Source organism: Mycobacterium sp. ENV421 (assembly GCF_002887815.1).
Classification (GTDB): Bacteria; Actinomycetota; Actinomycetes; order Mycobacteriales; family Mycobacteriaceae; genus Mycobacterium.
Map to the genome: position 1 here is coordinate 122,289 of NZ_PDHO01000005.1, position 21,327 is coordinate 143,615.

Annotated in this window: 18 protein-coding genes; 6 read left to right on the forward strand and 12 right to left on the reverse strand. The window is 67.7% G+C overall.

Translation table 11 applies throughout. The features are described from left to right. The 3 genes from aftC to CRM90_RS08710 are packed head-to-tail and all read right to left on the reverse strand — an operon-like array spanning nucleotide 1 to nucleotide 3,728. The gene (gene aftC / locus CRM90_RS08700; protein WP_102806594.1) at nucleotides 1-1,305 is read right to left on the reverse strand and encodes an arabinofuranan 3-O-arabinosyltransferase; all 1,305 of its coding nucleotides are present in this window, start codon (nucleotides 1,303-1,305) and stop codon (nucleotides 1-3) included. 20 nt (nucleotides 1,306-1,325) lie between these two features. Further along, nucleotides 1,326-2,900 (reverse strand): alpha/beta fold hydrolase, encoded by a 1,575-nt coding sequence (locus CRM90_RS08705; protein WP_102806757.1) that lies wholly within the window; start codon nucleotides 2,898-2,900, stop codon nucleotides 1,326-1,328. Between the two features lie 36 nt (nucleotides 2,901-2,936). Beyond that, nucleotides 2,937-3,728 carry a pyrimidine reductase family protein gene (locus tag CRM90_RS08710; protein WP_102806595.1) on the reverse strand — a complete coding sequence of 264 codons (792 nt, stop codon included), beginning with the start codon at nucleotides 3,726-3,728 and terminating at the stop codon, nucleotides 2,937-2,939. Nucleotides 3,729-3,763: 35 nt separating this feature from the next. Between CRM90_RS08710 and zapE the strand changes: the two genes are divergently transcribed. Beyond that, complete coding sequence (gene zapE / locus CRM90_RS08715) at nucleotides 3,764-4,780, forward strand: cell division protein ZapE (RefSeq protein WP_102806596.1); 1,017 nt, start codon at nucleotides 3,764-3,766, stop codon at nucleotides 4,778-4,780. A gap of 8 nt (nucleotides 4,781-4,788) precedes the next feature. Here zapE and CRM90_RS08720 read toward each other — a convergent pair whose 3' ends face one another. The 4 genes from CRM90_RS08720 to CRM90_RS08735 all read right to left on the reverse strand — a co-directional run bounded on the left by CRM90_RS08720 (nucleotide 4,789) and on the right by CRM90_RS08735 (nucleotide 10,124). Next, entirely contained in the window at nucleotides 4,789-5,100 is a 312-nt protein-coding gene (locus tag CRM90_RS08720) for an STAS domain-containing protein (RefSeq protein WP_102806597.1), read from the reverse strand. Next, nucleotides 5,097-9,224 (reverse strand): SpoIIE family protein phosphatase, encoded by a 4,128-nt coding sequence (locus CRM90_RS08725; protein WP_102806598.1) that lies wholly within the window; start codon nucleotides 9,222-9,224, stop codon nucleotides 5,097-5,099. Before CRM90_RS08725 ends, CRM90_RS08720 begins: the two co-directional genes overlap by 4 nt. Before the next feature lie 112 nt (nucleotides 9,225-9,336). Then, on the reverse strand, nucleotides 9,337-9,888 hold the full coding sequence (locus CRM90_RS08730) for a GNAT family N-acetyltransferase (protein ID WP_502693252.1): 552 nt from the start codon (nucleotides 9,886-9,888) through the stop codon (nucleotides 9,337-9,339). After that, nucleotides 9,885-10,124, reverse strand: coding sequence for a hypothetical protein (locus CRM90_RS08735; RefSeq protein WP_142391344.1), 240 nt, complete (start codon nucleotides 10,122-10,124; stop codon nucleotides 9,885-9,887). The genes CRM90_RS08730 and CRM90_RS08735 overlap by 4 nt, the downstream gene beginning before the upstream one ends. A 207-nt stretch (nucleotides 10,125-10,331) precedes the next feature. Here CRM90_RS08735 and CRM90_RS08740 point away from each other — a divergent pair, with 207 nt between their 5' ends. The 3 genes from CRM90_RS08740 to CRM90_RS08750 are packed head-to-tail and all read left to right on the forward strand — an operon-like array spanning nucleotide 10,332 to nucleotide 13,363. Next, on the forward strand, nucleotides 10,332-11,564 hold the full coding sequence (locus CRM90_RS08740) for a cation:proton antiporter (protein ID WP_102806600.1): 1,233 nt from the start codon (nucleotides 10,332-10,334) through the stop codon (nucleotides 11,562-11,564). Nucleotides 11,565-11,603: 39 nt separating this feature from the next. Next, the gene (locus CRM90_RS08745; RefSeq protein WP_102806601.1) at nucleotides 11,604-12,050 is read left to right on the forward strand and encodes a CBS domain-containing protein; all 447 of its coding nucleotides are present in this window, start codon (nucleotides 11,604-11,606) and stop codon (nucleotides 12,048-12,050) included. A gap of 23 nt (nucleotides 12,051-12,073) precedes the next feature. Then, complete coding sequence (locus CRM90_RS08750; protein ID WP_102806602.1) at nucleotides 12,074-13,363, forward strand: ArsB/NhaD family transporter; 1,290 nt, start codon at nucleotides 12,074-12,076, stop codon at nucleotides 13,361-13,363. Between the two features lie 218 nt (nucleotides 13,364-13,581). Here the strand turns inward: CRM90_RS08750 and CRM90_RS08755 are convergent, their stop codons facing one another. The 4 genes from CRM90_RS08755 to CRM90_RS08770 form a co-directional block, all read right to left on the reverse strand. Then, nucleotides 13,582-14,838 (reverse strand): MgtC/SapB family protein, encoded by a 1,257-nt coding sequence (locus CRM90_RS08755; protein ID WP_102806603.1) that lies wholly within the window; start codon nucleotides 14,836-14,838, stop codon nucleotides 13,582-13,584. Nucleotides 14,839-14,931: 93 nt separating this feature from the next. After that, complete coding sequence (locus CRM90_RS08760; protein ID WP_102806604.1) at nucleotides 14,932-15,219, reverse strand: hypothetical protein; 288 nt, start codon at nucleotides 15,217-15,219, stop codon at nucleotides 14,932-14,934. After that, nucleotides 15,216-15,803 carry an SRPBCC family protein gene (locus CRM90_RS08765; RefSeq protein WP_102806605.1) on the reverse strand — a complete coding sequence of 196 codons (588 nt, stop codon included), beginning with the start codon at nucleotides 15,801-15,803 and terminating at the stop codon, nucleotides 15,216-15,218. Before CRM90_RS08765 ends, CRM90_RS08760 begins: the two co-directional genes overlap by 4 nt. After that, nucleotides 15,800-18,172, reverse strand: a complete 2,373-nt coding sequence (locus CRM90_RS08770) for a heavy metal translocating P-type ATPase (protein WP_233209228.1) — start codon at nucleotides 18,170-18,172, stop codon at nucleotides 15,800-15,802. The genes CRM90_RS08765 and CRM90_RS08770 overlap by 4 nt, the downstream gene beginning before the upstream one ends. Nucleotides 18,173-18,354: 182 nt before the next feature. Here CRM90_RS08770 and CRM90_RS08775 point away from each other — a divergent pair, with 182 nt between their 5' ends. Then, the gene (locus CRM90_RS08775; RefSeq protein WP_102806607.1) at nucleotides 18,355-19,035 is read left to right on the forward strand and encodes a response regulator transcription factor; all 681 of its coding nucleotides are present in this window, start codon (nucleotides 18,355-18,357) and stop codon (nucleotides 19,033-19,035) included. Continuing rightward, on the forward strand, nucleotides 19,032-20,240 hold the full coding sequence (locus CRM90_RS08780; RefSeq protein ID WP_233209229.1) for a sensor histidine kinase: 1,209 nt from the start codon (nucleotides 19,032-19,034) through the stop codon (nucleotides 20,238-20,240). Before CRM90_RS08775 ends, CRM90_RS08780 begins: the two co-directional genes overlap by 4 nt. Here CRM90_RS08780 and CRM90_RS08785 read toward each other — a convergent pair. After that, the gene (locus CRM90_RS08785) at nucleotides 20,237-21,253 is read right to left on the reverse strand and encodes an FkbM family methyltransferase (RefSeq protein WP_102806608.1); all 1,017 of its coding nucleotides are present in this window, start codon (nucleotides 21,251-21,253) and stop codon (nucleotides 20,237-20,239) included. The genes CRM90_RS08780 and CRM90_RS08785 overlap by 4 nt on opposite strands. Nucleotides 21,254-21,327: the final 74 nt, after the last annotated feature.

The following is a 21,327-nucleotide window of genomic DNA, read 5'->3' on the forward strand; positions in this document are numbered from 1 at the left end:
TCATGCGTTCACGGTACCCGCGGCGGCGGCCCGGGGTTCGCGCATCCACGGCGGATCGATACCGTCGGCCAGCCGGTTCTCTGCCTTGGCGTCGGCGTAGCGGAAGTACAGCACGCAGAACACCACGATCAGCATCAGCGACCAGCCGTAGGTGATCTTCATGTACTCCAGGAAGCGCCCCGTCGTCGGCCAGCGCCACATCAGCCAGCGGTCCATCGTCAGGAACCCGTAGGTGGCCAGCCAGGCCGGCCAGTTGCGCACCACCGAATTCGGCAGCACCACCGTCATCAGGAACGGGAACAGCATCATCGAGTAGTACCCCTGGGCCAGTGACAGCACCAGCCACGAGGCGATCAGCAGGACACCCGACGAGGTCAGCATCCAAAACAGCGGGTCGCGTTCGCGGTAGTAGCGGTGCAGCAGCCACAGGCTGGCCACCGCCAGCACCAGGAAGATCACCCGCAGCGCCACGATCAGCCACATCGGCAGGCCGTAGTACACGCCGTTGCCCAGCACTGAGCTGTTGAAGTAGTCGCGCGTCGAGAGGATGTAGGGCAGGGTGCGCCGGACGAAGTTCATCGGGTCGGCGACAAGCGGCCACGCCGCGACGTTGAACATCAGCGGCACCACGAACGCGGCCACGAGCACCCGCCACTGCCGGTTGAGCAGCGGCAGCAGGAGCAGCACGGCGAGCACCGGCTTGACCACCAGCGACAACCCGATCACCACACCCGCCAGCCACTGATGGCTGACCTTGCCGTCGAGCATCCAGCGGAAGAACAACACCTCGCAGAGCAGGATGCAGCCGTTGACGTTGGTGAACACCAGCGTGTTGGTCACCGACTCGGTGCAGAACATGGCCAGCAGCAGCGCGGGCAGCGCCACCGAGGACAGCGGGAACCTGAACAGCCGAACCAGCAGGCAGGCTGCGATGATCATCGCCAGGGTGTTGAAGAACACGAACCAGTTGTGCGAGGCGAACACCGGAAGATAGCCGAACGGTGCCATCAGCAGGGTGCCGCCCGGCGGGTAGAGGTAGTGCGGGTCGACGTAGTCGAAGTGCTCGTTGTAGATGTCCAGGCCGCGCCGGAAGTTCGACACCGCGCGGTACACCGGGCCGAAGTCGTCGGTGATGTAGCCGTTGGACGACAGCACGTAGCTGCGGTGGATGATCGACATGATCGCGATCGGCCACAGCACCGAACGCAGGACCGCTGCGGTGGTGGGTGGGCTGGTCCGGGGGCGGAATGCGGCCAGCAGGCCGGATCGCGATGAGTCAGCTAGCGCCACGGTCGCACCGTACACCGGCCGGACGGGTCAGATGCTCAGGCGGGGCAGTAGGTGTCGGTGGGCGGCATGTTCCCGCTGTCCAGATAGCTCATCATGGGCGGCAGCGCGCAGGCCGTATAGATGCTGGCGCCGTGCCCGATGCCCTGCCACATCACCCGCTTGCTGGCCGCGCCGGCGTTGATGATGGTGGCCGAAGACGCGGGCACCCCTTGGTTACCGGCGATCGGATCGTTCTGCACACCCAGCAGCAGCACGTTGACCTTCAGGTCCTTGGGTTCTTTGGGGGCGGCGCCGCTCGGCCAATTCAGGCACTTCACCAGATCGAGTGCGCCGACGGTGCCGAATTGCGGGTAGAGCTTGCCCCACTGGACGACGAGTTCACGCACCCGGTCCGGCGTCGGGCGGTTCAGGGCGTCGCTGCAGGAGTTGATGAACTGGCCGTCGCTGTCGCGCATCGCCTCGGCCCGGTTGATCAGACTGTTCAGCTGGTTGGCGTCACCGCCGCGGGCGGCGGCGAGGGCGTTGGCCAGGCTCACGGTACTCCCGATGCGGTCCCCGCTCGGGTAGCCGAGCGCGGTGACGATCGCGTTGGCCAGTACCGCCACCGACACCCCGCCGGGGCCGCGGCCCGCCCTGGCCGCCGCCAGCAGCGAGTCGACGGCGCCCTTCGGGTCGGGCCCGAGCGCGCAGTTGACCGCCACGCACTGCTGGGCGAACGCGTCGAGGGCGGCCTGCTGACCTTTGACCTGTTCCTCGGCCGCGGCTTCGGCGTTGACGCCGGGCGGCACGGGGGAGTCGAGCACCAGCCGGGCCACCTTGTCGGGGTGGGAACCCGCGTAGGCCAGGGCGATCTGCGCGCCGTTGCCGACACCGATCAGCGCCAGCGCAGGCACGTCCCAGGTGCTGCGCAGCCGTTCGAGATCCTCGGCGGCGCGGGCGTTGTCGTAGGCGGAGTCGCCGGGCGCGATGGTGTCGGTGCAGCTCGTCGTCGCGGTCATGGTGATCGCGCCGAGGTTGGCGACCGGGTCGTCGCCGGACTCGAACTGCGCCTGGTCGCGCATCTCTTGGCGGTCGAACGAGTCGCGGCAGTCCACCGGGCTGGACATGCCGATGCCGCGGCGGTCCACGGAGACGATGGGATGGCTCTTGAGGACATCGGCGCCGGACCGGGACAGCCACACCGGCAGCTGCATCGACGACGGGATGTCGGTTCCGGTGGTGAACACCAGCGGCCCGGCGTCGGGTGGGGTCTGCACCGAGCGGGCGCGCACCACACCGATGCTCACCGTGCCGGTGGCTCCGGCGATCGGGTCGAGGTCGGCGTCATAGCTTGCGCACTCGAGGATCACGCCGGGCGCGGGCGGGGTCCCCGCGTCACCGAACACCTTCGATGTGCAGTCTTTCCAGCCCAGGTCGTTTTTGGGAGCCGCGATGGCCGGCGGTCCGCCGGCCGGATTGGTGGTGGTCGGGCCCGACGGGTTGTGCGCCTTGTCGCTGGCGAACTGCGGGTTGGCGGCCAGCCACGGGGCACATCCGGACAGCAGAACAGTCAGCGCCGCGGTGCCGAGGCTGACGATGGCCTGGGAGGCCCAGACCCGACGATCGCGCATGCCCACCACCCTAGCGACACCGCCGGTGCGGATTGCTCAGCCGACGCGCGTGTAGCGCCCGTAGAGATAGCCCTCGACGTCCGACATCAGGTGCGTGCGGCGCAGCGGGGTCAGCACCTGACCGGAGCCGCCCACGATCCGCGGTGCCTCGCCGCCGACCAGCATCGGGGCGGTCGTCAGGCACAGCTCGTCGAGCAGGCCGTGGTCGATGAACGTGCCCAACAGCGTGGGTCCGCCTTCGCAGAGCACCCGGCGCAATCCACGCTCGGCCAGCGCGGCAAGCGCGACGGCCGGGTCCACCTCGGCCGGGTCGTCGCCCGAGCAGGCGATCACCTCCGCCGCGCCGCCCAGCCGGGTGCCGGTGTCCGCCGCGACGTCGGCACAGGTGAGCACCAGGGGGGTCACCTCGGTGCGGGTCAGCACCGGCCAGTCGTTGTCGACTCGGCCGGAGCGGGTGACCAGCGCGATCGGCGGGACCCCGCCCTGGCCGCGGTGCTGCCGGTTGCCGCGCTGCGCGACGGTCATCTGGGCACCCGAGTAGCCCTCGCCATGCGCGGTGCCCGCACCGACGACGATGACGTCGGCCAGTTCGCGCAGCACCCGGAACAGTCGCCGGTCACCGGCGCCACCAAGCCCTCCCGAGGTGCCCTCGGTGGCGGCGCCGCCGTCGAGACTGGCGATCATGTTGCCGCGGACCACGCACCTCTGCGCGACAGCAGGGTAGGCGTAGAGCTCGTAGAGCCGGTCGTCATCGACGACGACGGCGCCGGCGCCGGCCAGCAGTGTGAAGTACGTCCCATCCGGGTCGTTCGAGCTCGGGTCGGCCATGGGAACGATTGCAGCACGTCGATAGGGTTTGTGTCATGGACCGCCTCGTCGACCGGCACCCGACGGTGTCCCCAGAGCGGCTTATCGCCCAACTCGTCCCGCCGCCCACGTTCGCGGGTGCCAGCTTCACGACCTATCGGCCCGACCCCGGCGAGCCCACTCAGGCCGCGGCAGTGGACGCCTGCCAGGCGTTCTGCGACGAGGCCCTTCGTCGGCGGGCGGGAAAGAAGAAGCTGTTCGGTAAGCGCGACACCGTGCCCGGCACCGGTATCTATCTCGACGGCGGCTTCGGCGTGGGCAAGACCCATCTGCTGGCGTCGTCGTATCGGCAACTGCCCGACTCGGCCGGGCATCCCAAGGCGTTCGCCACCTTCGGGGAGCTGACCCAGCTTGCCGGGGTGTTCGGGTTCGTCGAGTGCATCGATCTGCTCGCCGACTATGTGGTCGTGTGCATCGACGAGTTCGAACTCGACGACCCGGGCAACACCACCCTGATTTCGCGGCTACTGTCTCAGCTCGTGGAGCGCGGCGTCTCGATCGCCGCGACGTCCAACACGTTGCCCGAGCAACTCGGTGAGGGGCGCTTTGCCGCCCAGGATTTCCTGCGCGAAATCAACACGCTGGCAAGCATTTTCACTACGGTTCGGATCGAAGGCCCGGACTACCGGCACCGCGGCCTGCCGCCGGCGCCGGACCCGCTCACCGACGAGGTGGTGGCGGCCAGGGCAGCCGCGCAGCCCGGCGCGACCCTCGACGATTTCGATGCGCTGTGCGCGCATCTGGCGACCATGCACCCGTCGCGCTATCTCACTCTGGTCGAAGGGGTTGCGTGCGTGTACGTCACCGGCGTCCACCCGATCGACGACCAGAATGTGGCGTTGCGACTGGTGGCTCTCACCGACCGGCTCTATGACGCGGGCATCCCTGTGGTGGCCTCTGGCGCCAAGCTCGACACCATCTTCTCCGACGAGATGCTGGCAGGCGGGTACCGCAAGAAATACCTTCGCGCGACGTCACGACTGCTGGCCCTGACGAGCCCGGGCGGGCTGTAAAGCCGGCGTCAGTCGTCGGGTTCGGCTGCGGGCCGGATCTTGGCGAGTTCGGTCAGACCGCTCACCGTCAGCACCCGCATCAGTAGCGGGTTTGCGATGATCTGTAGCGATTCGGCATGGGGGACAAGGGCATTGATCGCGGCACTGTCCAGATAGTCCACCGCGGTCAGATCCACGTTGAGGTCGCTGCCACCGTCGACCGCGGCATTGAGCGCCTCGGCGAAGTCGGCCACGTTACTGGCGTCGATCTCGCCGGCAGCCCGCAGCACCAGCTGGCCGTCGGCGGCCCGTTCGACGCGAACTGTCAGCGGGGTGCTCATCGGCGGATCCTCGTCGACAGACGCACCACGGTGCCGCTTTCGTCGGGGAGGATCGAGACATCCTCCATCAACGCTTCCATGATCTGGATGCCACGGCCACGGTGGGTGTAACCGGTCTCCTTCGGCTTCCACGAGCCGGCGTCGGAGATGGTCAGGCGCAGAAGATCGACTTCGGAGGTGGCCTGCAGGGTGATCGTGCCGCCCTCGCCGTGGCGGTACCCGTGCTCGATGGCGTTCGTGACGGCCTCGCCGGCGGCGACGAGGACGTCCTGCGCCTGGTCGTGGTCGATCCCGGCCGACGTCAACCAGTCCCGCAGAGCAGCGCGGGCCGGTGCCAGGTGCAGCGGGTCGGCGGGGATCGTCACTTCCAGTGGTTTGGGGTGTCGGTAGATCAGCAAGGCGACGTCATCCTGGTATCCGCCTGGCGGCGCCAGGCTTGTCATTATCTGGTCGGCCAATGGGTCGAGGTCGAGGACGCTGTCGTCGCGAATAAGGTTGGCGGCCTGCTCTATTCCCTCGTCGAGCGAGCGACGCCTGCGCTCGACCAGGCCGTCGGTGTACAGCAGCAGGGTGGCCTGCGGGGGCAGGGTCACCGCAGTCTGGGGGCGTTCCCGGTCAGGTCGGATACCCAGCGCGACGGAGTGGCCGCCCTCGAGCAGCGTGGTGGAGCCATCCGGACACACCAGGATTGGTGGTGGGTGGCCGGCACTGGAGTACACCAGCTCACCTGTGGCGGGATTCAGGATCGCGCAGAAGGCGGTGGTGGACCGCGCGCCGGGAAGTCGCGCGGCGAAACGGTCCAGTCCGGCCAAAGCTGCTGCTGGGCTTGATCTTTCGAGCAGTAGTGCACGACAGGCGCTGCGCAGCTGTCCCATGACCGTCGCTGCGCTCAGATCGTGTCCGACGCAGTCGCCGACGACCAGGGCGATCCGGCTGTCGTCGAGCGCGATCACGTCATACCAGTCGCCACCCACCTGCAGCGGGTGGGAGGCCGGCTGGTAGCGCACCGCGAATCCAGCAGGCAGATCGTCCGGACCCAGGATCGAATGTTGCAGTGCCAGTGCGGTTTCCCGCTGCTGGTCAAGTTGGTGGACGCGCTGCAAACCCTGGCCGAGGCGGCCGCTGAGCACGGTAAGTAGCGTCATGTCTTCAGGGGTGAACGGTCTTTCCGCGGGGAGTTCGATCCAGATGACCAGGGTGCCCCGCGGATGTTGCAGTGCGATGCCGGCCGACCCACCGATGCTGGTATCGGGCGTGAGCAAGTTGCCGCTGCTGCCGAGTTCGATGATGTGTTCTCGGACGTCCGGTGCCAGGGCAGCCCACTGTGCCTCATCGGCGTCACCGGCGAAATCGGGATGTCCCGATCTCGGCCCGGTCGCGCCGCCGCCACCCGGGAACATCGCCGCCAGCACCCGCCGGGCCGACCACTGCCCGCGGACTTGCTCCAACGCCCCATGCAGTGCGTCATCCACCGCATCTGCCTGTGCCAGTTGCTGATTCAGTGTGGCAAGGGCGGTCTGACGTTGAACGCTGTAGTGCTCGGCGGTGACGTCTCGGAATGTGCCGACCATGACGCTGCGGCCCGTCGCCGGGTCCTGGGCGTGCGCGATGTTGGCGGTGATCCAGACCCGATGCCCGTCCCGGTGATTGACCGGCACGGTGTAGCTGCCGTGCGGTTGATCGGGGATGGCGGCGAACGCATCCACGATCTGCGCATTGGCCTCAGGCTGGGTTTCGGCGTCCGGCCACCACGGGTGGACCGGGTCGTAGGGCAGGTCCTCGGGCCCGTAGCCAAGAATGTCGGTGAAGGCCTTGTTCATCTCGATGACGGCACCTACTTCGTCGCAGACGAAGAACGCCTCCTGCAGGGACTCGACCAGCGCGGTCCGCCACCGGAGGTGGTGGCTGCGAAGCTTGGCCAGCTCGATGTTCGCCCGCACGCGGGCCAGTAGCTCGGCGGCGACGAACGGCTTCACCAGATAGTCATCGGCGCCCGCCTGCAGGCCTTCGATCGAGGCCTCTTGACCGGCGCGCGCCGACAGCAGCAGGACGGGCACCGCCACGGTGTGCGGGTCGTTGCGCAGGGCGGCCACCAAAGCCAGGCCGTCGAGGCGGGGCATCATCACGTCGCTGACCACGAGATCCGGTCGGTCGGCTCGGATGCGGTTCAGCGCCTGCTGGCCATCGGATACCTCCTCGACCTGGTATCCGGCGCCGCGCAGCAGCCGGACCAGGTACTCACGCATATCGGCGTTGTCGTCGGCAACCAGCACACGCCTCGGTGACTCGACGGCCGGCGGTGGGTTGGGCACGGCGGTCAGGGCGCCGGTGCCGCTGTCGGGCAGCCAGCGCAATGCCTCTTGCACGTACGGCTCGGCGATGTTCGATGACCGGTTGGTGCCCGCCGGGCTGAGCGCCTCAGCGGGAAGATGCCCGGATCCGATCGGCAGCCGGATGGTGAAGGTGGTGCCGGCGTCCTCGACGCTGTCGGCAGTGATGGTGCCGCCGTGCAGGCTGACGAGTTCCTTCACCAGGGCCAGGCCGATGCCGCTGCCCTCGGTGGACCGGGCGCGGGCGCTCTCGATCCGGTGGAACCGCTCGAACAGACGCGGCATCTCGGCGGCGGGCACGCCGATGCCGGTGTCGGCGACGGTCACCACGGCCTTGTCGCCGTCGTGGGTGACCCGGACCGTGATCGATCCGGCGAAGGTGTATTTCAGCGCGTTGGACAGCAGGTTGAGGATGACCTTTTCCCACATGTCGCGATCCAGGTACACCGGCTCGGCCAGGGGACGGCAGTCGACGATCAGCTCGAGATCGGCACGATCGATGGCCGAACGGAACACGCTGGCCAGTTCGGCGGTCACCTGGGCCAGGTCGACCGGCTCGTAATGGGCCTGGACGCGGTTGGCTTCTATCCGGGAGAAGTCCAGCAGGGTGTTGACGAGTTTGGCCAGCCGCAGGCCGTTGCGCTGGATCACGTCGAGTTCCTGCTGAGCACGTTCATCCAGACCGGCGTGCGCCCGCAGCTCGCCGACCGGGCCCAGGATCAGCGTGATCGGGGTGCGGAACTCATGGCTGATGTTGGAGAAGAACGTCGTCTTGGCGCGGTCCAACTGGGCCAGTGCGTCAGCCCGCCGCTGCTGCTCGCTGTAGCTGCGGGCGCTGGAGACGCCGGTCGCGATGTGCCCGGCGACCAGATCGATGAATCCGCGGTACTCGTCGTCGAGGGGCCGGTAGCGGTTCAGCGCCGCGACCAGGAAGCCGGACGGGGCGCCGCCCTGGGCCAGCAGCGGCGTCACCAGCCCCTGTCTCGGCGGTTTGGGCCATTCACCGGTGGGCAGATCGGTGAACGCCGGACCGACGAGGTCGACGACCACCGATTCGCTGCGGGCGGGCTGGTCGACTGGCCAGATGTCTGAACCGCCGCGGGTCAGTGTCGCCGGGGCCGCAGCATGACCGGCGGCAATTCCGCTGGCTCCGGCGAGGTGGGCGGTCCCGTCATCATCGAACAGATAGGTGAGAGTGAACGGCAGATCGAGGGTGTTGCGGTCGAGTTGGCGGCCCGCGAACGCCAGCATCTCCGACTCGGTGCGCACCACCGACGGGTCCGATCCCAGGTAACGCAGCGTGGCCATCCGCCGTTCGCCGATCACCCGGTCGGTGTCCTCACTGACAACGCACAGCACGCCGACCACGTGGCCCGCGTCGTCACGCAGGGGGCTATAGGAGAACGTGTGGTAGGTCTCCTCGGGGTAGCCCGACCGCTCGAGGAACAGCATGAGCGCCTCGTCCCAGGTGGCTTCGCCGGTCTCCAGCACCCGGTCGATGCGCGGGCCGATATCGTCCCAGATCTCGGCCCAGACCTCACTGAGGGGGCGGCCCAGCGCCCACGGATATTTGCGGCCGAGCGTGTCGCGACGGTAGGCGTCGTTGCAGAAGAACGTGAGATCGGCGCCCCAGGCCATCCACATGGAGAACCGGGAGGACAGCACGATGCTGACGGCGGTCCGCAGGCTCTGCGGCCAGTCTGCGGACGGTCCTAGCGGGGTTGACGCCCAATCGACTTCGGCGAGGTCGTGACCGACTTGATCGTCGGGGCCGGAAGCTGATCCAACGTCCACCAAACGTCCTTTCGGCTAGGTCCGGCCTGGTGTGATCAGCCAACGGGTTCACCTTACGGCCCGGTCGTCAAACCAGCGGGTTAGTTGAACAACCCGACTCCGTGGCGCGAGATTACAACGGGCGCACCATCACGTAGTCCTGTTCGGTATGTGTCCCCATCGGAAATGTCTTGGTGCCGACGACGGTGAACCCATGTTTGCCATAGAACCGTTGTGCGCGACTATTTCGCTGGTTCACCCCCAGCCAGACGCACCGGGCCCCGGCGTCGGCCGCCCGATTCACCGTGGCGTCCATCAGCGCCGCAGCGATTCCCGACCCGTGGCTGTCGGCCAGCACATAAAGCTTGGACAGCTCGACCGCGGGCCGCGGAGTGATTGCCTGCGCGACGTCGGGATCGGCACCGACCCCGTCGATCAGCATGGCGTAGCCGACCATTCGACCGCCGGCCCGGGCGGCGAGCACGGTGCGCGACAGGTCGGCGACGTACTCGGTGAACCGCTCGCGCGACAGATGCGCGGTGATGAAGGCCGCGATGTCGGCCGGCGGCGAGGTCGGTGGGCAGGCGAGCGGGAAGGTGGCGGCTGCCAGTTCGGCCAGTTCGACGGCATCGGCTTCGTCGGCATCGGTTATCTCGACGGCCGCAAAACTGTTGGGAGAGTTCAGGTCCACAGGTACCGCTCGGCTGGATGCTCACCGGTGTGCGGATTGCTCACGGCCACCCGGCCGGCCATCGCTGTCCCTTGCGGCGCGTCGGACGCGGCGGCGTATATCGGGAAACGGGGGGAGTGCGGCGGGATGCCGAGGCGCCCGATCGGGGCAGAGACCGCCGCTGCCGGCGCGGCGCTGCCCGCCGCAACGAGTGTGAGTAGGGCCACCACCACACACCGTTGAGAACGCACGAAACTCCTCCTCACCCCGCAAAAATGATGGCACACGGGCAGCGGCGGTGTTCGGGAGCCCGGTTTGCCGGTTGGCGCCGGTGGTACCCCCACGGTTGCCTGCCACCGGCCTTTACGGCATCTTTACGCAAAGGTGTGCCGGGAAGTCTGGTCGGCAGTCGCACCCGGATGGGCGGTCGACTCGAGCGAAGATACGGAGACTCAGGCGTGGCACTTGTCCTGGCATTCGGTGTGGTGCTGCTGATCAGTGTCTCGCTATCCGGTGTGGCGGCCAGGACTGTGCTGTCCACGGCGTTGATGTTCCTGGTGGCGGGAGCGTTGATCGGACCGGGTGGATTCGACATCGTCGACCTGGGCCCCGGGCATGGCATGGTCGCCGCTCTGGCGGACATCGCCTTGTTCACCGTCCTGTTCACCGACGGTCAGCGCGCCAATATGCGTGCGCTGCGCGAGAATTGGCGGCTGTCGGGGCGAGCTCTCGGGCTGGGGATGCCGTTGACGATGGTGGGAATCGCCGTTCCGGCGCACTTTCTGGCCGGGCTGGACTGGCCAACCGCGTTTCTCCTCGGTGCGATTCTGTCGCCGACCGATCCGGTGTTCGCCGCCGCGCTGGTGGGTCGGTCCGACATTCCGCTGCGATTGCGGCGGCTGCTGAACGTGGAGTCGGGCCTCAACGATGGTCTGGCGCTGCCATTCGTGCTGATCTTCCTCGCCACCGCCAAACACGAGAGCTCGCACTGGACCGAGGTTCTCGAGGAGCTCGCGCTGGGCCTGGTCCTCGGCTTCGGTATCGCCGCGCTGGTGGCACTGGCCTGGCGCAGCAAGGTCCTCACCGCCGAGCCGCGACTGCAGCCGCTGGGGCCGGTCGCCATAGCGGTCGTCGTCTACGCCGGCTGCCACCTGACCCACGCCAATCCCTATTTGGCCGCGTTCGCGGCAGGCTCGACTCTGGCGACGCTGGACCCGCTGACTGCCGAGCGGTTTGAACCCTTCGGGGATCTGTTGGCCGAGCTCACGAAGTTCGCGGCGCTCTTGGTCTTCGGAGCGCTGATCACGCCGGAAAGGCTGTCGCACCTGGGTTGGCAGGGCTGGCTGCTGGCGGTGGTGGCGATTGTGGTGATTCGCCCGGTGTCACTGCTGGTTTCGCTGCTGCGCACGAAGATGCCGCGGCGCGAGCGGCTCACGGCGGCCTGGTTCGGCCCCAAAGGGTTCGCGTCGGTGGTGTACGGGCTGCTCGCTCTGCAGTCGGGCATCCCCGACAACCAGCTTGTCTTCGACCTCGTCGCGGTGACAATCGCGCTGTCGATCGTGCTGCATTCCTCCACCGACGTCCCGGTGGCCAAATTGCTTCGCGTCGAGCCGCCCGACAATCTGCCGGCCGGCCGGCCGGAGCCCGGTGAACCCTCCGCTGCCGACCGCAGAGCGCCGGAGTCCGCGTGACTGGCGCACCGGCGGCGGCCGACGACGTACCGTTCTCTTGTGCGCGCAAAGCAGATCGCCGAACAATTTCCGGTCGTCGCATTGGATTCCGCTGCCCTGGACGCGGTGCGCTTGATGGCCGAACAGCGACTGCCGGGTTTGGTCGTCACCGACGCGCAGGGCATCCCGCTGACGATCCTTCCGGCGTCGCAAGTCGTGCGCCTGCTGGTTCCGGCCTATATCCAGGACGATCCCTCGCTGGCTGGTGTACTGGGCGAACAAGCGGCCGACCGGATCGCGGACAAACTGGGGGGGAAATCGGTTCAGCAGGTGCTGCCCAAGTCGGCTCCGCACATGCCGACGGTCGACGCCGACGACACGATTGTGGAAGTCGCCGCGATCATGGCCCGGGATCACTCGCCGCTGGTGGCGGTGATGACCGGCAAGCAACTCGTCGGTGTCATCACCGCATCGCGACTGTTGGAAGTCGCGCTGGGGACCCACTGAGCTCGACGGGCACTCGATAACCGATGGCCGTCGTCGCCCTTGCCGTCTTCGCCGTGGCGTATCTGCTGATCGCGACCGAGCGGATCAACAAAGTCAAAGCGGCTCTCGGGGGAGCCGCCGTTGTGGTGGCCATCGGGACCGTCGGTTCCGATGACATTTTCTATTCACGTGAGACCGGGATCGACTGGGACGTCATCTTCCTGCTACTGGGCATGATGGTGATCGTCGGTGTCCTGCGGCAAACGGGTGTCTTCGAGTACACCGCGATTTGGGCAGCCAAGCGGGCCAAGGGATCTCCGCTGCGGGTGATGATCCTGCTGGCCTTGATCACCGCCGCGGCGTCGGCCTTGCTCGACAACGTCACCACTGTCCTGCTGATCGCGCCGGTGACGCTCCTGGTGTGTGACCGGTTGGCCATCAACCCCGTACCGTTCCTGCTCGCCGAAGTGTTCGCCTCCAACATCGGCGGCACCGCGACTCTGATCGGCGACCCGCCGAACATCATCATCGGCAGCCGAGCGGGCTTGTCGTTCAACGACTTCCTGGTCCACGTGTCCCCGTTGGTGGTGATAGCGCTCGCCGTGTTCCTGGCGACACTGCCGATATTGTTCCGCGGTTCGTTTGCCGTCGAAGCCGACCGGGTCGCCGAGGTGATGTCGCTCGACGAGCGGGAGGCGATCCGGGATGTGCGCCTACTGGTCAAGTGCGGCGTGGTACTCGGCGCGGTCTTCGCCGCGTTCATCGGGCACTCGGTGATTCACGTCGAGCCGTCAGTGGTCGCACTGCTGGGGGCCGGCGTTCTGATCCTCATCTCCGGCGTCGAGCGCAGGCATTACCTGGGCAGCGTCGAGTGGGACACGCTGCTGTTCTTCGCGGGCCTGTTCATTCTCGTGGGTGCACTGGTGAAGACCGGGGTTATCGCACAGGTGGCCGAATTCGCCGGGACGGCAACGGGCGGCAATCCGTTGTTGGCAGCGATGGCGATACTGCTGGTCTCGGCGCTGTTATCGGGCGTGATCGACAACATCCCGTACGTCGCCACAATGAGCCCGGTGGTCGCTGATCTCGCCGCAACCGTCGCCAATCCCGTACACGGCCAAGCCCTGTGGTGGTCGCTGGCGATCGGAGCGGACTTCGGCGGCAACCTCACCGCCGTCGGCGCGAGTGCGAACGTCGTGATGCTGGGTATCGCAGCCCGGGAGGGATACCCCATCAGCTTCTGGGAGTTCACCCGCAAAGGCGCGATTGTGACCGCGTTGACGGTGGGGGTCGCGGTGCCCTACGTGTGGTTGCGCTACTTCGTGTTCGGCTGACCGGGCCGATTCTGCCTTTTTCCTGGGAAACCATCCGCCCCGCGTTTGATCGGTTTGGCCGCGGGTAATTCCGCCCCACCGTGGGACGGCGGGCGCGGAGCGACTCTCCCAGCAAGCTCAGTCCGTGCCGTCATGACCCCACGTTCCGCGTGCCCGCCGCACGGGCATAACGTCAGCCGGCAGTTCGGCAGGTGGCACCAAGCGCTGAGACACGCTGCTCAGCCGAAGACGACCGCGGCGCCCAGCGCCGCACCGAACACCACTGTCGGGGCGGCCATGCCTGCGACGAACCCCAACCCGAAGCGGCGCCCGCCCGCGGTGAAGGCGAGCACGACTTTCACCAGCAGGTTGGACCCGAGCGCGGCGGCGATCGCGACCAATGCGGTGTCGACGCTGATGTCGCCTTTGGCGGCCAGGCTTGCCGCCGCGACCGAACCGGCGTGTGCGTCGGCGAGCCCTGCTGCGAACGCGGCGAGCACCGCGCCCTGCGGCCCCAATACGTCTGCGCCCCAACGTCCGACGAGCAGGGCCACGGTCAGCACCGCGGCCAGGATGAGAGCGGGTCGCAGTGCGAACGGCCGGGCGGCCGGCGTGGACCCGGCCGCATCGCCGGGCGCCGGGGCCTGGCGGCGGTCCTGTGCGGCGCTCCGGTACACCGCCAGCGCCACGCCGACGAGGACGACGGCTCCCGCGACGGCGGGAAGCCACAGCCTGCGCAGCACGTCGATGTCGACCAGGCCGATCACCAGGAGAAGTTGGGCAAAGGTGGCGCCACTGGCCAGCAGGGCGCCCGCCAGCGGTGCGCGTAGGCCGGCATCGGTGCGGCTGGCCCGGCCCATGGACGCCGTGGTCGCGCTGGCCGACACGAAGCCGCCCGCCAAACCGGTGACGAGGAGCCCGCGTTGGGGACCCAGGGCGCGAACACCGATGTAGCCGAGCCAGCCGATGCCGGTCAGCAGCACGACCAGCAGCCACACCTTCGACGGGTTGAGAACCCCATAGGGCCCGATCTGTCGATCCGGCAGCAGGGGCAGGATCACGAAGGCGACCACGAAGAACTTGATGGCGTCCTCGAGTTCGATCTCGCTGACGATTTCCCGGGCGAACCGATGGATCCGGGTTTTCGACACCAGCAGCAGCGTCACGATCACCGCGAGCGCCACGGACACCGCGGGACGGGTGTAGGCCAGGGCGCCGAGCAGGTAGGCCACAACAGCGGCTATCTCGGTGGTGGTTCCGGGATCGTCCTGGCTGGTACGGAGATAGGCAAGAGTGAAAAGCGCTGCAACGCAGACCATCCCGGCGACGACTGCCCATGTGTTGAAGCTGGCCGCGACCGCGCCGGCCAGCGACAGCAGCGCGAACGAGCGCGAACCGGCGGGCAGCCGGCGGCTGTGGCTACGTTCACGCTCGAAACCGAGCAGCAATCCGATGGCCAACGCCACCAGAAACGGCTCCAGTTGCTGCACGTTCACAGCGAAGCCCCCCGCAACACCGTCACCGGGCAATCCTATGGCGAGGTCGTGCGGCCCGGTAGGCAGAGTGTTCGCGTGGCGCGGGCCGCGCCGTCACTGTCCCGGAGCCGGGCGGGATGCTTCGGCGGCGGCCATGGGTTCGGTGCCCTGGATACTTGTCTGCTGCTCGTGGCGTTTCGCGCCCCACCCCGCGTACCCCAGTGCCACGGCCAGCGCGGTGTATATCGCCGCTTCTGACCACATGAAGCCGACGCCCCAGCGCCGGCCGAGGAAGACAGGTTCGTTGATGATTCCGCGGGATGTCGCCACCGCATATGCGGCATGGGCGTAGCCCAGGGCGGCGAACGATCCCGAAAAGAACTTGCACGCTTCGCGATTCATGGTGGGCTCCTATCCTCGAGCGGTATTACGTGTGCGGCCGGGTGCAGCCGTTCACCTATCAACGGGAATTCGGTGTGCACGTGCCGGTCCATCGCCCTGATGAAGTCCGCCGAGAAGTACATCCGTAGAAGCGGGTCCAACAGGCGTCCCGGACCCGTCCATCCGGCCGTAATCGTGTGGCGAACATCCACGCTGCCGGCGCGGTCGGTGACCTCGATCGTCAGCCAAGCCGGCAGCCGGACGCCTTTCTTCATCTGCCACACGATCTTTCGGCCGGGTTCGGCCTCGACGACCACCGCCGTCATCCGGAGGCGATGCTTACCGATGAACTCGTCCATGAACGCCTCATCGCCTACGTGGCCGGATCTTCCCGCGCCGACGGGGTGCAGGTGACGATGCACGCCAGGCCACCACTTCTGGTACGCCGCATCGGTCCAGTCGGACAGGAATCCGGTGACCTCGGCTGCGGTCAACCCCGGAACCGTTACATCGGATCGGATCGTCAGCACCGTGGGACCTCCCGCAATATCACGTTCCATCAACGCTATTGCCGCTGAGGTGACGACATGAGAGTCGAATGTCATCGGGTTGGTGGTATCTGGTCCGCTGTCCTCTCCGCCCCGGGGTCCTCAGCGTCGGTGAGGGTGAAATAGTTCTCTTCCTCCTGCAGGAAGTGCAGACGCAGCAACGCGTGCAGCCCGTAGAGGCAGGCACGAAGGTCGTCGAGCTGGTCGAACTGGACGGCTCCGGCGTTTCGGGCCAGTTCGAGATGGTTACCGATCCGATCGGTCAGGCGATGGATCTCGGCATGTGTCCTGCTCATGGTGGCGGTCGCTTCGGTGCTGCCCAGGGGTCCGGCCAGTGCCGGGTAGAGGTCGTTCTGTTCGGCATCTTCGTGGGGCAGCAACTGGTCGGTGAGGAACCGGTAGGCACGGTCGAGCGCGTCGATGGCCGGGCCGTCGCGCTGGCTGTCGAGTTGGGAGGCGGCATCGCGAAGCTGGGAGAGCGCGTCTCGCAGGACGTCGTGTTCGGCGGCGAATCGGAGCAGAAGGGCTTCGGTCTCGTGAGGCAATGCAACCCCGACCGCGGGGTTACCGCGAAGCGCGCGTAACGCATTCAGGATCACGGCGACGTCGATGGCCTCCTGCAGGAGCGCGCCTGCCGCGGGTGGCAGCCACCCGAACGCGGCGACGCCCATTGCCAGCAACGACAAGGTCATTCCGACGACCGCGCTCTGCACCGCGATGTGGCGCGACCAGCGGGCGATATCCATCGCGTCGGCCAGACGGTCCAGACGATCCGTGGTCAACACGATATCGGCGGCTTCCGATGACGCGGTGGCGCCGCGTGCGCCTATCGCTACACCGACTGTGGCCGCCGCCAGGGCGGGGGCGTCGTTGACGCCGTCGCCCACCATGACCGTCACCGCCTTCTCCCGTTCGGCGCGTACGGCGGCCACCTTGTCCGCGGGGCTTTGATCCGCGTACACCTCGTCCAACCCGAGGACGGTGCCCACCTCGCGCGCGGGCGCGGCCCGGTCGCCGGTCAGCATGACCAGCCGGGTGAAACCCGCCGCGCGTAGCCGGCGCATGGTTCGGGGTGCGCTGCGGCGCAGCGGATCTCGAAGCAAGACTGCGCCGATCACATCGTCGTCGACACCGACCCACGCAATAGCGGCGGTATCGAGGCTCGCGCGGTTGACCGCCGCGCGCGCCCACCCCGCTTCCGGAACGGCGGTGGCGAGTTTGCCCACGGATATCTGCGCGCCATCGACGGTGGCGGCGACACCCCGCCCCGGTTGCTCGATCATGTTGACAGGCAATGACAACGGTATTTCCTGCGCGAGCGCTTCGGTGACGATCGCCTCGGCCAGCACATGGGGGGACATCTGATCGACGGACGCGGCCAGGCGCAGAACCTCCCTGCGGTCGTAGCCGGGCGCGGGCAGGACATCGACCACGACAGGGCGGCCGGCGGTGAGCGTGCCGGTCTTGTCCATCACCAATGTTTGTGCATGCCCGAGATTTTCGAGCGCGCCGCCGCTGCGGACGACGACACCATGGCGAGATGCGCGCGACAATCCGGACACGATCGCCACGGGCGCGGCCAGCAGCAGTGGGCACGGGGTCGCCACCACCAGCACCGCCACCGCGCGGACCCATGAGCCGCTGGCCAGCCCCGCGGCGGCCGCTACCGCCAGCGCCACCGGCAGAAAAGCAGCCGCGTAGCGGTCAGCGAGGCGAACGATAGGTGCACTTTCGGAGCCTGCCTGCTCGGCCAATCGCACAATGCCGGCGTAGGTGCTGTTGGCGGCGGTGGCCGTCGCGCGGATGTCGAAGGCAGTGGCGGCATTCACCACACCGCTGCGGACCGGCTCACCGATGGCACGTTCGACCTGCAAGGGCTCACCGGTCAGGACCGATTCGTCGAGAATCGCCTCGGCGCCCTCGATCCGGCCATCCACCGGCACCACCTCGCCGGGACCGACCACCAGCACGTCACCGACCGCGACGTCCACCAGCGGGACGACCGTGATTGCGTCGCCGGTCTTGCGTCGTGCAAAACGCGGCGCGTGCTCGAGCAGGGCCCGCAGATCCTTCGATGCTCGGCGCTGCGCGGCGGCATCCAGAAAGCGGCCCGTGGACAGCATCACCGCGATCAAGGCGCCGGCCACATACTCGCCCACCCACAGCGTGCCGACCAGGGAGAGCACGGCCAGCAGATCAACACCGGCACGGCCCCGGTACAGCGAAAGGACAACCCAGACCAGGGCGGGCACCACTGCGGACAGTGTTCCCGCGACCCAGATGCCGTCGGCGATCCCGCGCATGCCGATCAGCCAGGCGAGGCCGCCCAGCAGCAGAGCCGTCACCGTGACCGCCAACAGAACCGGCTCGACCAGCGGCCGGATCCGCAGCCACAACGGCCGCTCGGCGCGCGCGGTGTCACTCACGGCCCGGCCCCGGCACGTTCGCGAGCGGGCACGGCAGTTCGGATCACTTGCCCTCCTCGAGCCTCTTGCCGTCATCCTCATGACGGCCGGACCGTGCGTTAAGAGGACAAGGTCACCATCTTTGAGCGCTAAAGAACTTGTGTTCGGCGGCGACGAGTCGTGTTGCGTGGCAGGCTCGCTGAGTGCCCACACCGAGCGTCGCCCCCGCGGTTCTGGTCGTCGAGGACGATCACGCGCTCAGTGCGATGCTGGCGGGGCTGCTGACCGAGGAGGGGTATCGCGTCGACACCGCATACGACGGACAGCAGGGGTTGCATCGCGGGCTGACGGGGGATTACGACGCTTTGATCGTGGACCGTGGACTGCCGGTGATGGACGGCGCGGACCTGATCGCGCTTCTCCGGTCGAAGGGGATTGCCACACCTGCGCTGATCTTGACGGCGCGCGGAGCGGTGGACGATCGGGTGGAGGGCCTCGATGCGGGCGCGCAGGACTACCTGGTGAAGCCCTTCGAGGTCCCCGAGCTGCTGGCCCGGGTGCGCGCGCTGCTGCGGCGAATCGACAACTCCGCCACCGTCGTCGCCGCAGGCGGCCTGCGGCTGGACCGGGTGACCCGCCGGGTGTCGGGGGCCGCCACGGACGGCCGGGATGTCGAGTTGTCCGAACGGGAAGCCTCCCTGCTGGCGACGCTGATGTCCGCACCCAAACGGGTGTACAGCCGGGCGCAGTTGCTCGACTTGGTGTTCGAAGGCGCCGAGTCCGGCGGGGCGGTGGATCTCTACGTGCACTATCTGCGGCGCAAGCTCGGCAAGCAGGTGATCCGCACGGTCCACGGCGCCGGCTACCGATTCGGGTACGAATGACTCCGGCGGGTGATCTCGCCGTGGTGCGCCGGGCCGGCCGCATCGCCGCAATTCAGGCCTCGGTTGCCCTTGCCCTGGTGCTGCTGGTCGTGGGCGGGGTCGTGTTCACGGTCTACGTGCGTGCCCAGAACCGTCAGATCGACGCCGAGTTGCGGACGTTGGCCATGTCGGCTGACGACGCCGGCGACCCGCCGCCGGATATGGAACTCGCACTGCGCGAGAACAACGGTGAGGTGTCGGTCAGCGATGGCGGGCAGCCCGGCGTTGCGCTTCTGTCCGGGCCGGCGGGGTTCGGCGACCTGCAGAACGAGGGGCGCCATTACCGAACGTTCGTCGTGGACCGGCCCGAGGGTCGGGTGGTGGCGATGATGGATCTCGCCCCCTACCACGCGGGCCGCAACCGTCTGCTGATGTCGGTGGCCTTCGCCGAACTGGCCGGCATCCTGGCATCGATCGCGGTGGTGGTGCTGTTCACCCGCCGGTCGGTGCGCCCGCTGGCCCAGGCGTTGGCGTTGCAGCGCAGGTTCGTCGCGGACGCGTCGCATGAACTGCGGGCGCCGTTGACGGTGTTGCACACCCGAGCCCAGATACTGGCCCAGCGGGCCGGCGCCGCGGACGCTCAGGCGGTCCGCGCCGACGCCGAGGCGCTGGTCGCCGACACCCGGGCGCTCAGCGACATCGTCGACGATCTGCTGGCTTCGGCGACGATGACGGCCGGCGAGTCGCCACGCGACCGGGTCGACCTGGCCTCGGTGGCAAACGACGTCTACCACAGCCTGTCGCCATACGCCGATGCACTGGGTGTCAGTCTGCGTTACGAAAAGCCAAGCAGTACAGGTTCGTTCGAGATCATCGGCTCCAGTGCTGCATTGCGCCGGGCGCTCACCGCGCTGGTGGACAACGCCTTGAGTCACGAGCATTCCGGCGGGGTCGTCGACATCCGTCTGAGCCGGCACGGCTCGATGATCAAGGCTGAGGTCGCCGACGACGGTGTCGGCATCGACCCCGACGCGATGGCCACCCTGTTCACCCGGTTCGCGCGCGGCACCGAGCACACCACACGCACACAGCGACAGTCGTACGGGATCGGGTTGGCGCTGGTGCGTGAGATCGCCCATGCGCACGGCGGGGAGGTCAGCGTCGAGTCGACCTCCGGGCAGGGCGCAACTTTCACCCTGACTCTTCCAGCCGCCCCGGTCGGCTAGCGGGGTGCGCGCGCGTCGATCGCCAGCCGCTCGCCGTCGTGGCGAGACAGCACCAGATCCAGTCGTGATACCCGGGCGGTGAGCGGATCGCGCAGCCGGATCGCGTCGCGTACGTCGTTGGGCCACAGGTACCGCCACGCCGAGTAGCTGTTGGTCATCTCGTACACGTTGAATCCGGCCTCGATGAACGGGCGCAGGACGTCCACCGGTCGCAGCTGCCGGTCGGGCCACCATCGGGGCGAGAGTTCGACGACGATCTCCGCGTCGTCCCGCAGGGTGCCGATGATGTTGCGCATCCCGGCCAGGACATCGGGTTCGGCGCCCTCCACGTCGATCTTGATCAGCCGCGCCGACGTGATCTCGCGGAACGTGAGGATCTCCTCGAGCGGCTTGGCCTCGATCGTCGACTCGGCGTGCAGGCCGCGCGACGGCAAGGTGGTCGACATTCCGGCGTTGTTCCGCGGACCGGCGTACACGGTCAACGTCCCCGACTTCGCGGCTGCTGCCATGTTCACCTCACGGATGCGATCGCGATGGCCGCTGACATCGACGTTCTGGTGCAGATCGTCGAACATTGCCGGCGATGCCTCGACCGCCACGACGCCGCCGTGGGCGCCCACCGGGCCGGCCGCGAGGAGTGAGTAGTAGCCGATGTTGGCGCCGACATCGATGAAAACATCGCCGTCGCCGAGCCGGCTCGCGATGAACCGGGTCAGGTCCGGCTCCCACTCGTGGAAAACCCATATGTAGGTTGCGATGAGATCAGGCAGCCGGCACATCATGGTCGCGTCGAAACCGGTGCGTCCCGGCAGCTTCACGGCGTGCCCCAGACGGCCATAGCCGCGCAGCAGCAGTGACAGCGCCGCGAACACGGGTATCAGCAACGCGGCCCGGAGCACCCTTTCTGCGCGTGGAACTGCTTGCTTGGGAGTGCCGAGGCGTCGTGCAACGTTGCGCAGACCGCATGCCGTCGCGACAACCATCAGTTCCAGAGGTGACCGGGTCGAAACCATGCGTTACAACTTCATGTCGCATTCTTTGAGCCCACAAAGAACATCCGACCGGCACCGGTGGCGGGGCATCCGAA

What these genes read in the sequence shown, in the direction of transcription:
- CRM90_RS08705 (WP_102806757.1), bottom strand. Translation starts at nt 2,900, where the DNA reads ATGCGCGATCGTCGGGTCTGGGCCTCCCAGGCCATCGTCAGCCTCGGC.
- CRM90_RS08710 (WP_102806595.1), bottom strand. Translation starts at nt 3,728, where the DNA reads ATGGCCGACCCGAGCTCGAACGACCCGGATGGGACGTACTTCACACTG.
- zapE (WP_102806596.1), top strand. Translation starts at nt 3,764, where the DNA reads ATGGACCGCCTCGTCGACCGGCACCCGACGGTGTCCCCAGAGCGGCTT.
- CRM90_RS08720 (WP_102806597.1), bottom strand. Translation starts at nt 5,100, where the DNA reads ATGAGCACCCCGCTGACAGTTCGCGTCGAACGGGCCGCCGACGGCCAG.
- CRM90_RS08750 (WP_102806602.1), top strand. Translation starts at nt 12,074, where the DNA reads ATGGCCGTCGTCGCCCTTGCCGTCTTCGCCGTGGCGTATCTGCTGATC.
- CRM90_RS08760 (WP_102806604.1), bottom strand. Translation starts at nt 15,219, where the DNA reads ATGAATCGCGAAGCGTGCAAGTTCTTTTCGGGATCGTTCGCCGCCCTG.
- CRM90_RS08765 (WP_102806605.1), bottom strand. Translation starts at nt 15,803, where the DNA reads ATGACATTCGACTCTCATGTCGTCACCTCAGCGGCAATAGCGTTGATG.
- CRM90_RS08780 (WP_233209229.1), top strand. Translation starts at nt 19,032, where the DNA reads ATGACTCCGGCGGGTGATCTCGCCGTGGTGCGCCGGGCCGGCCGCATC.
- CRM90_RS08785 (WP_102806608.1), bottom strand. Translation starts at nt 21,253, where the DNA reads ATGGTTTCGACCCGGTCACCTCTGGAACTGATGGTTGTCGCGACGGCA.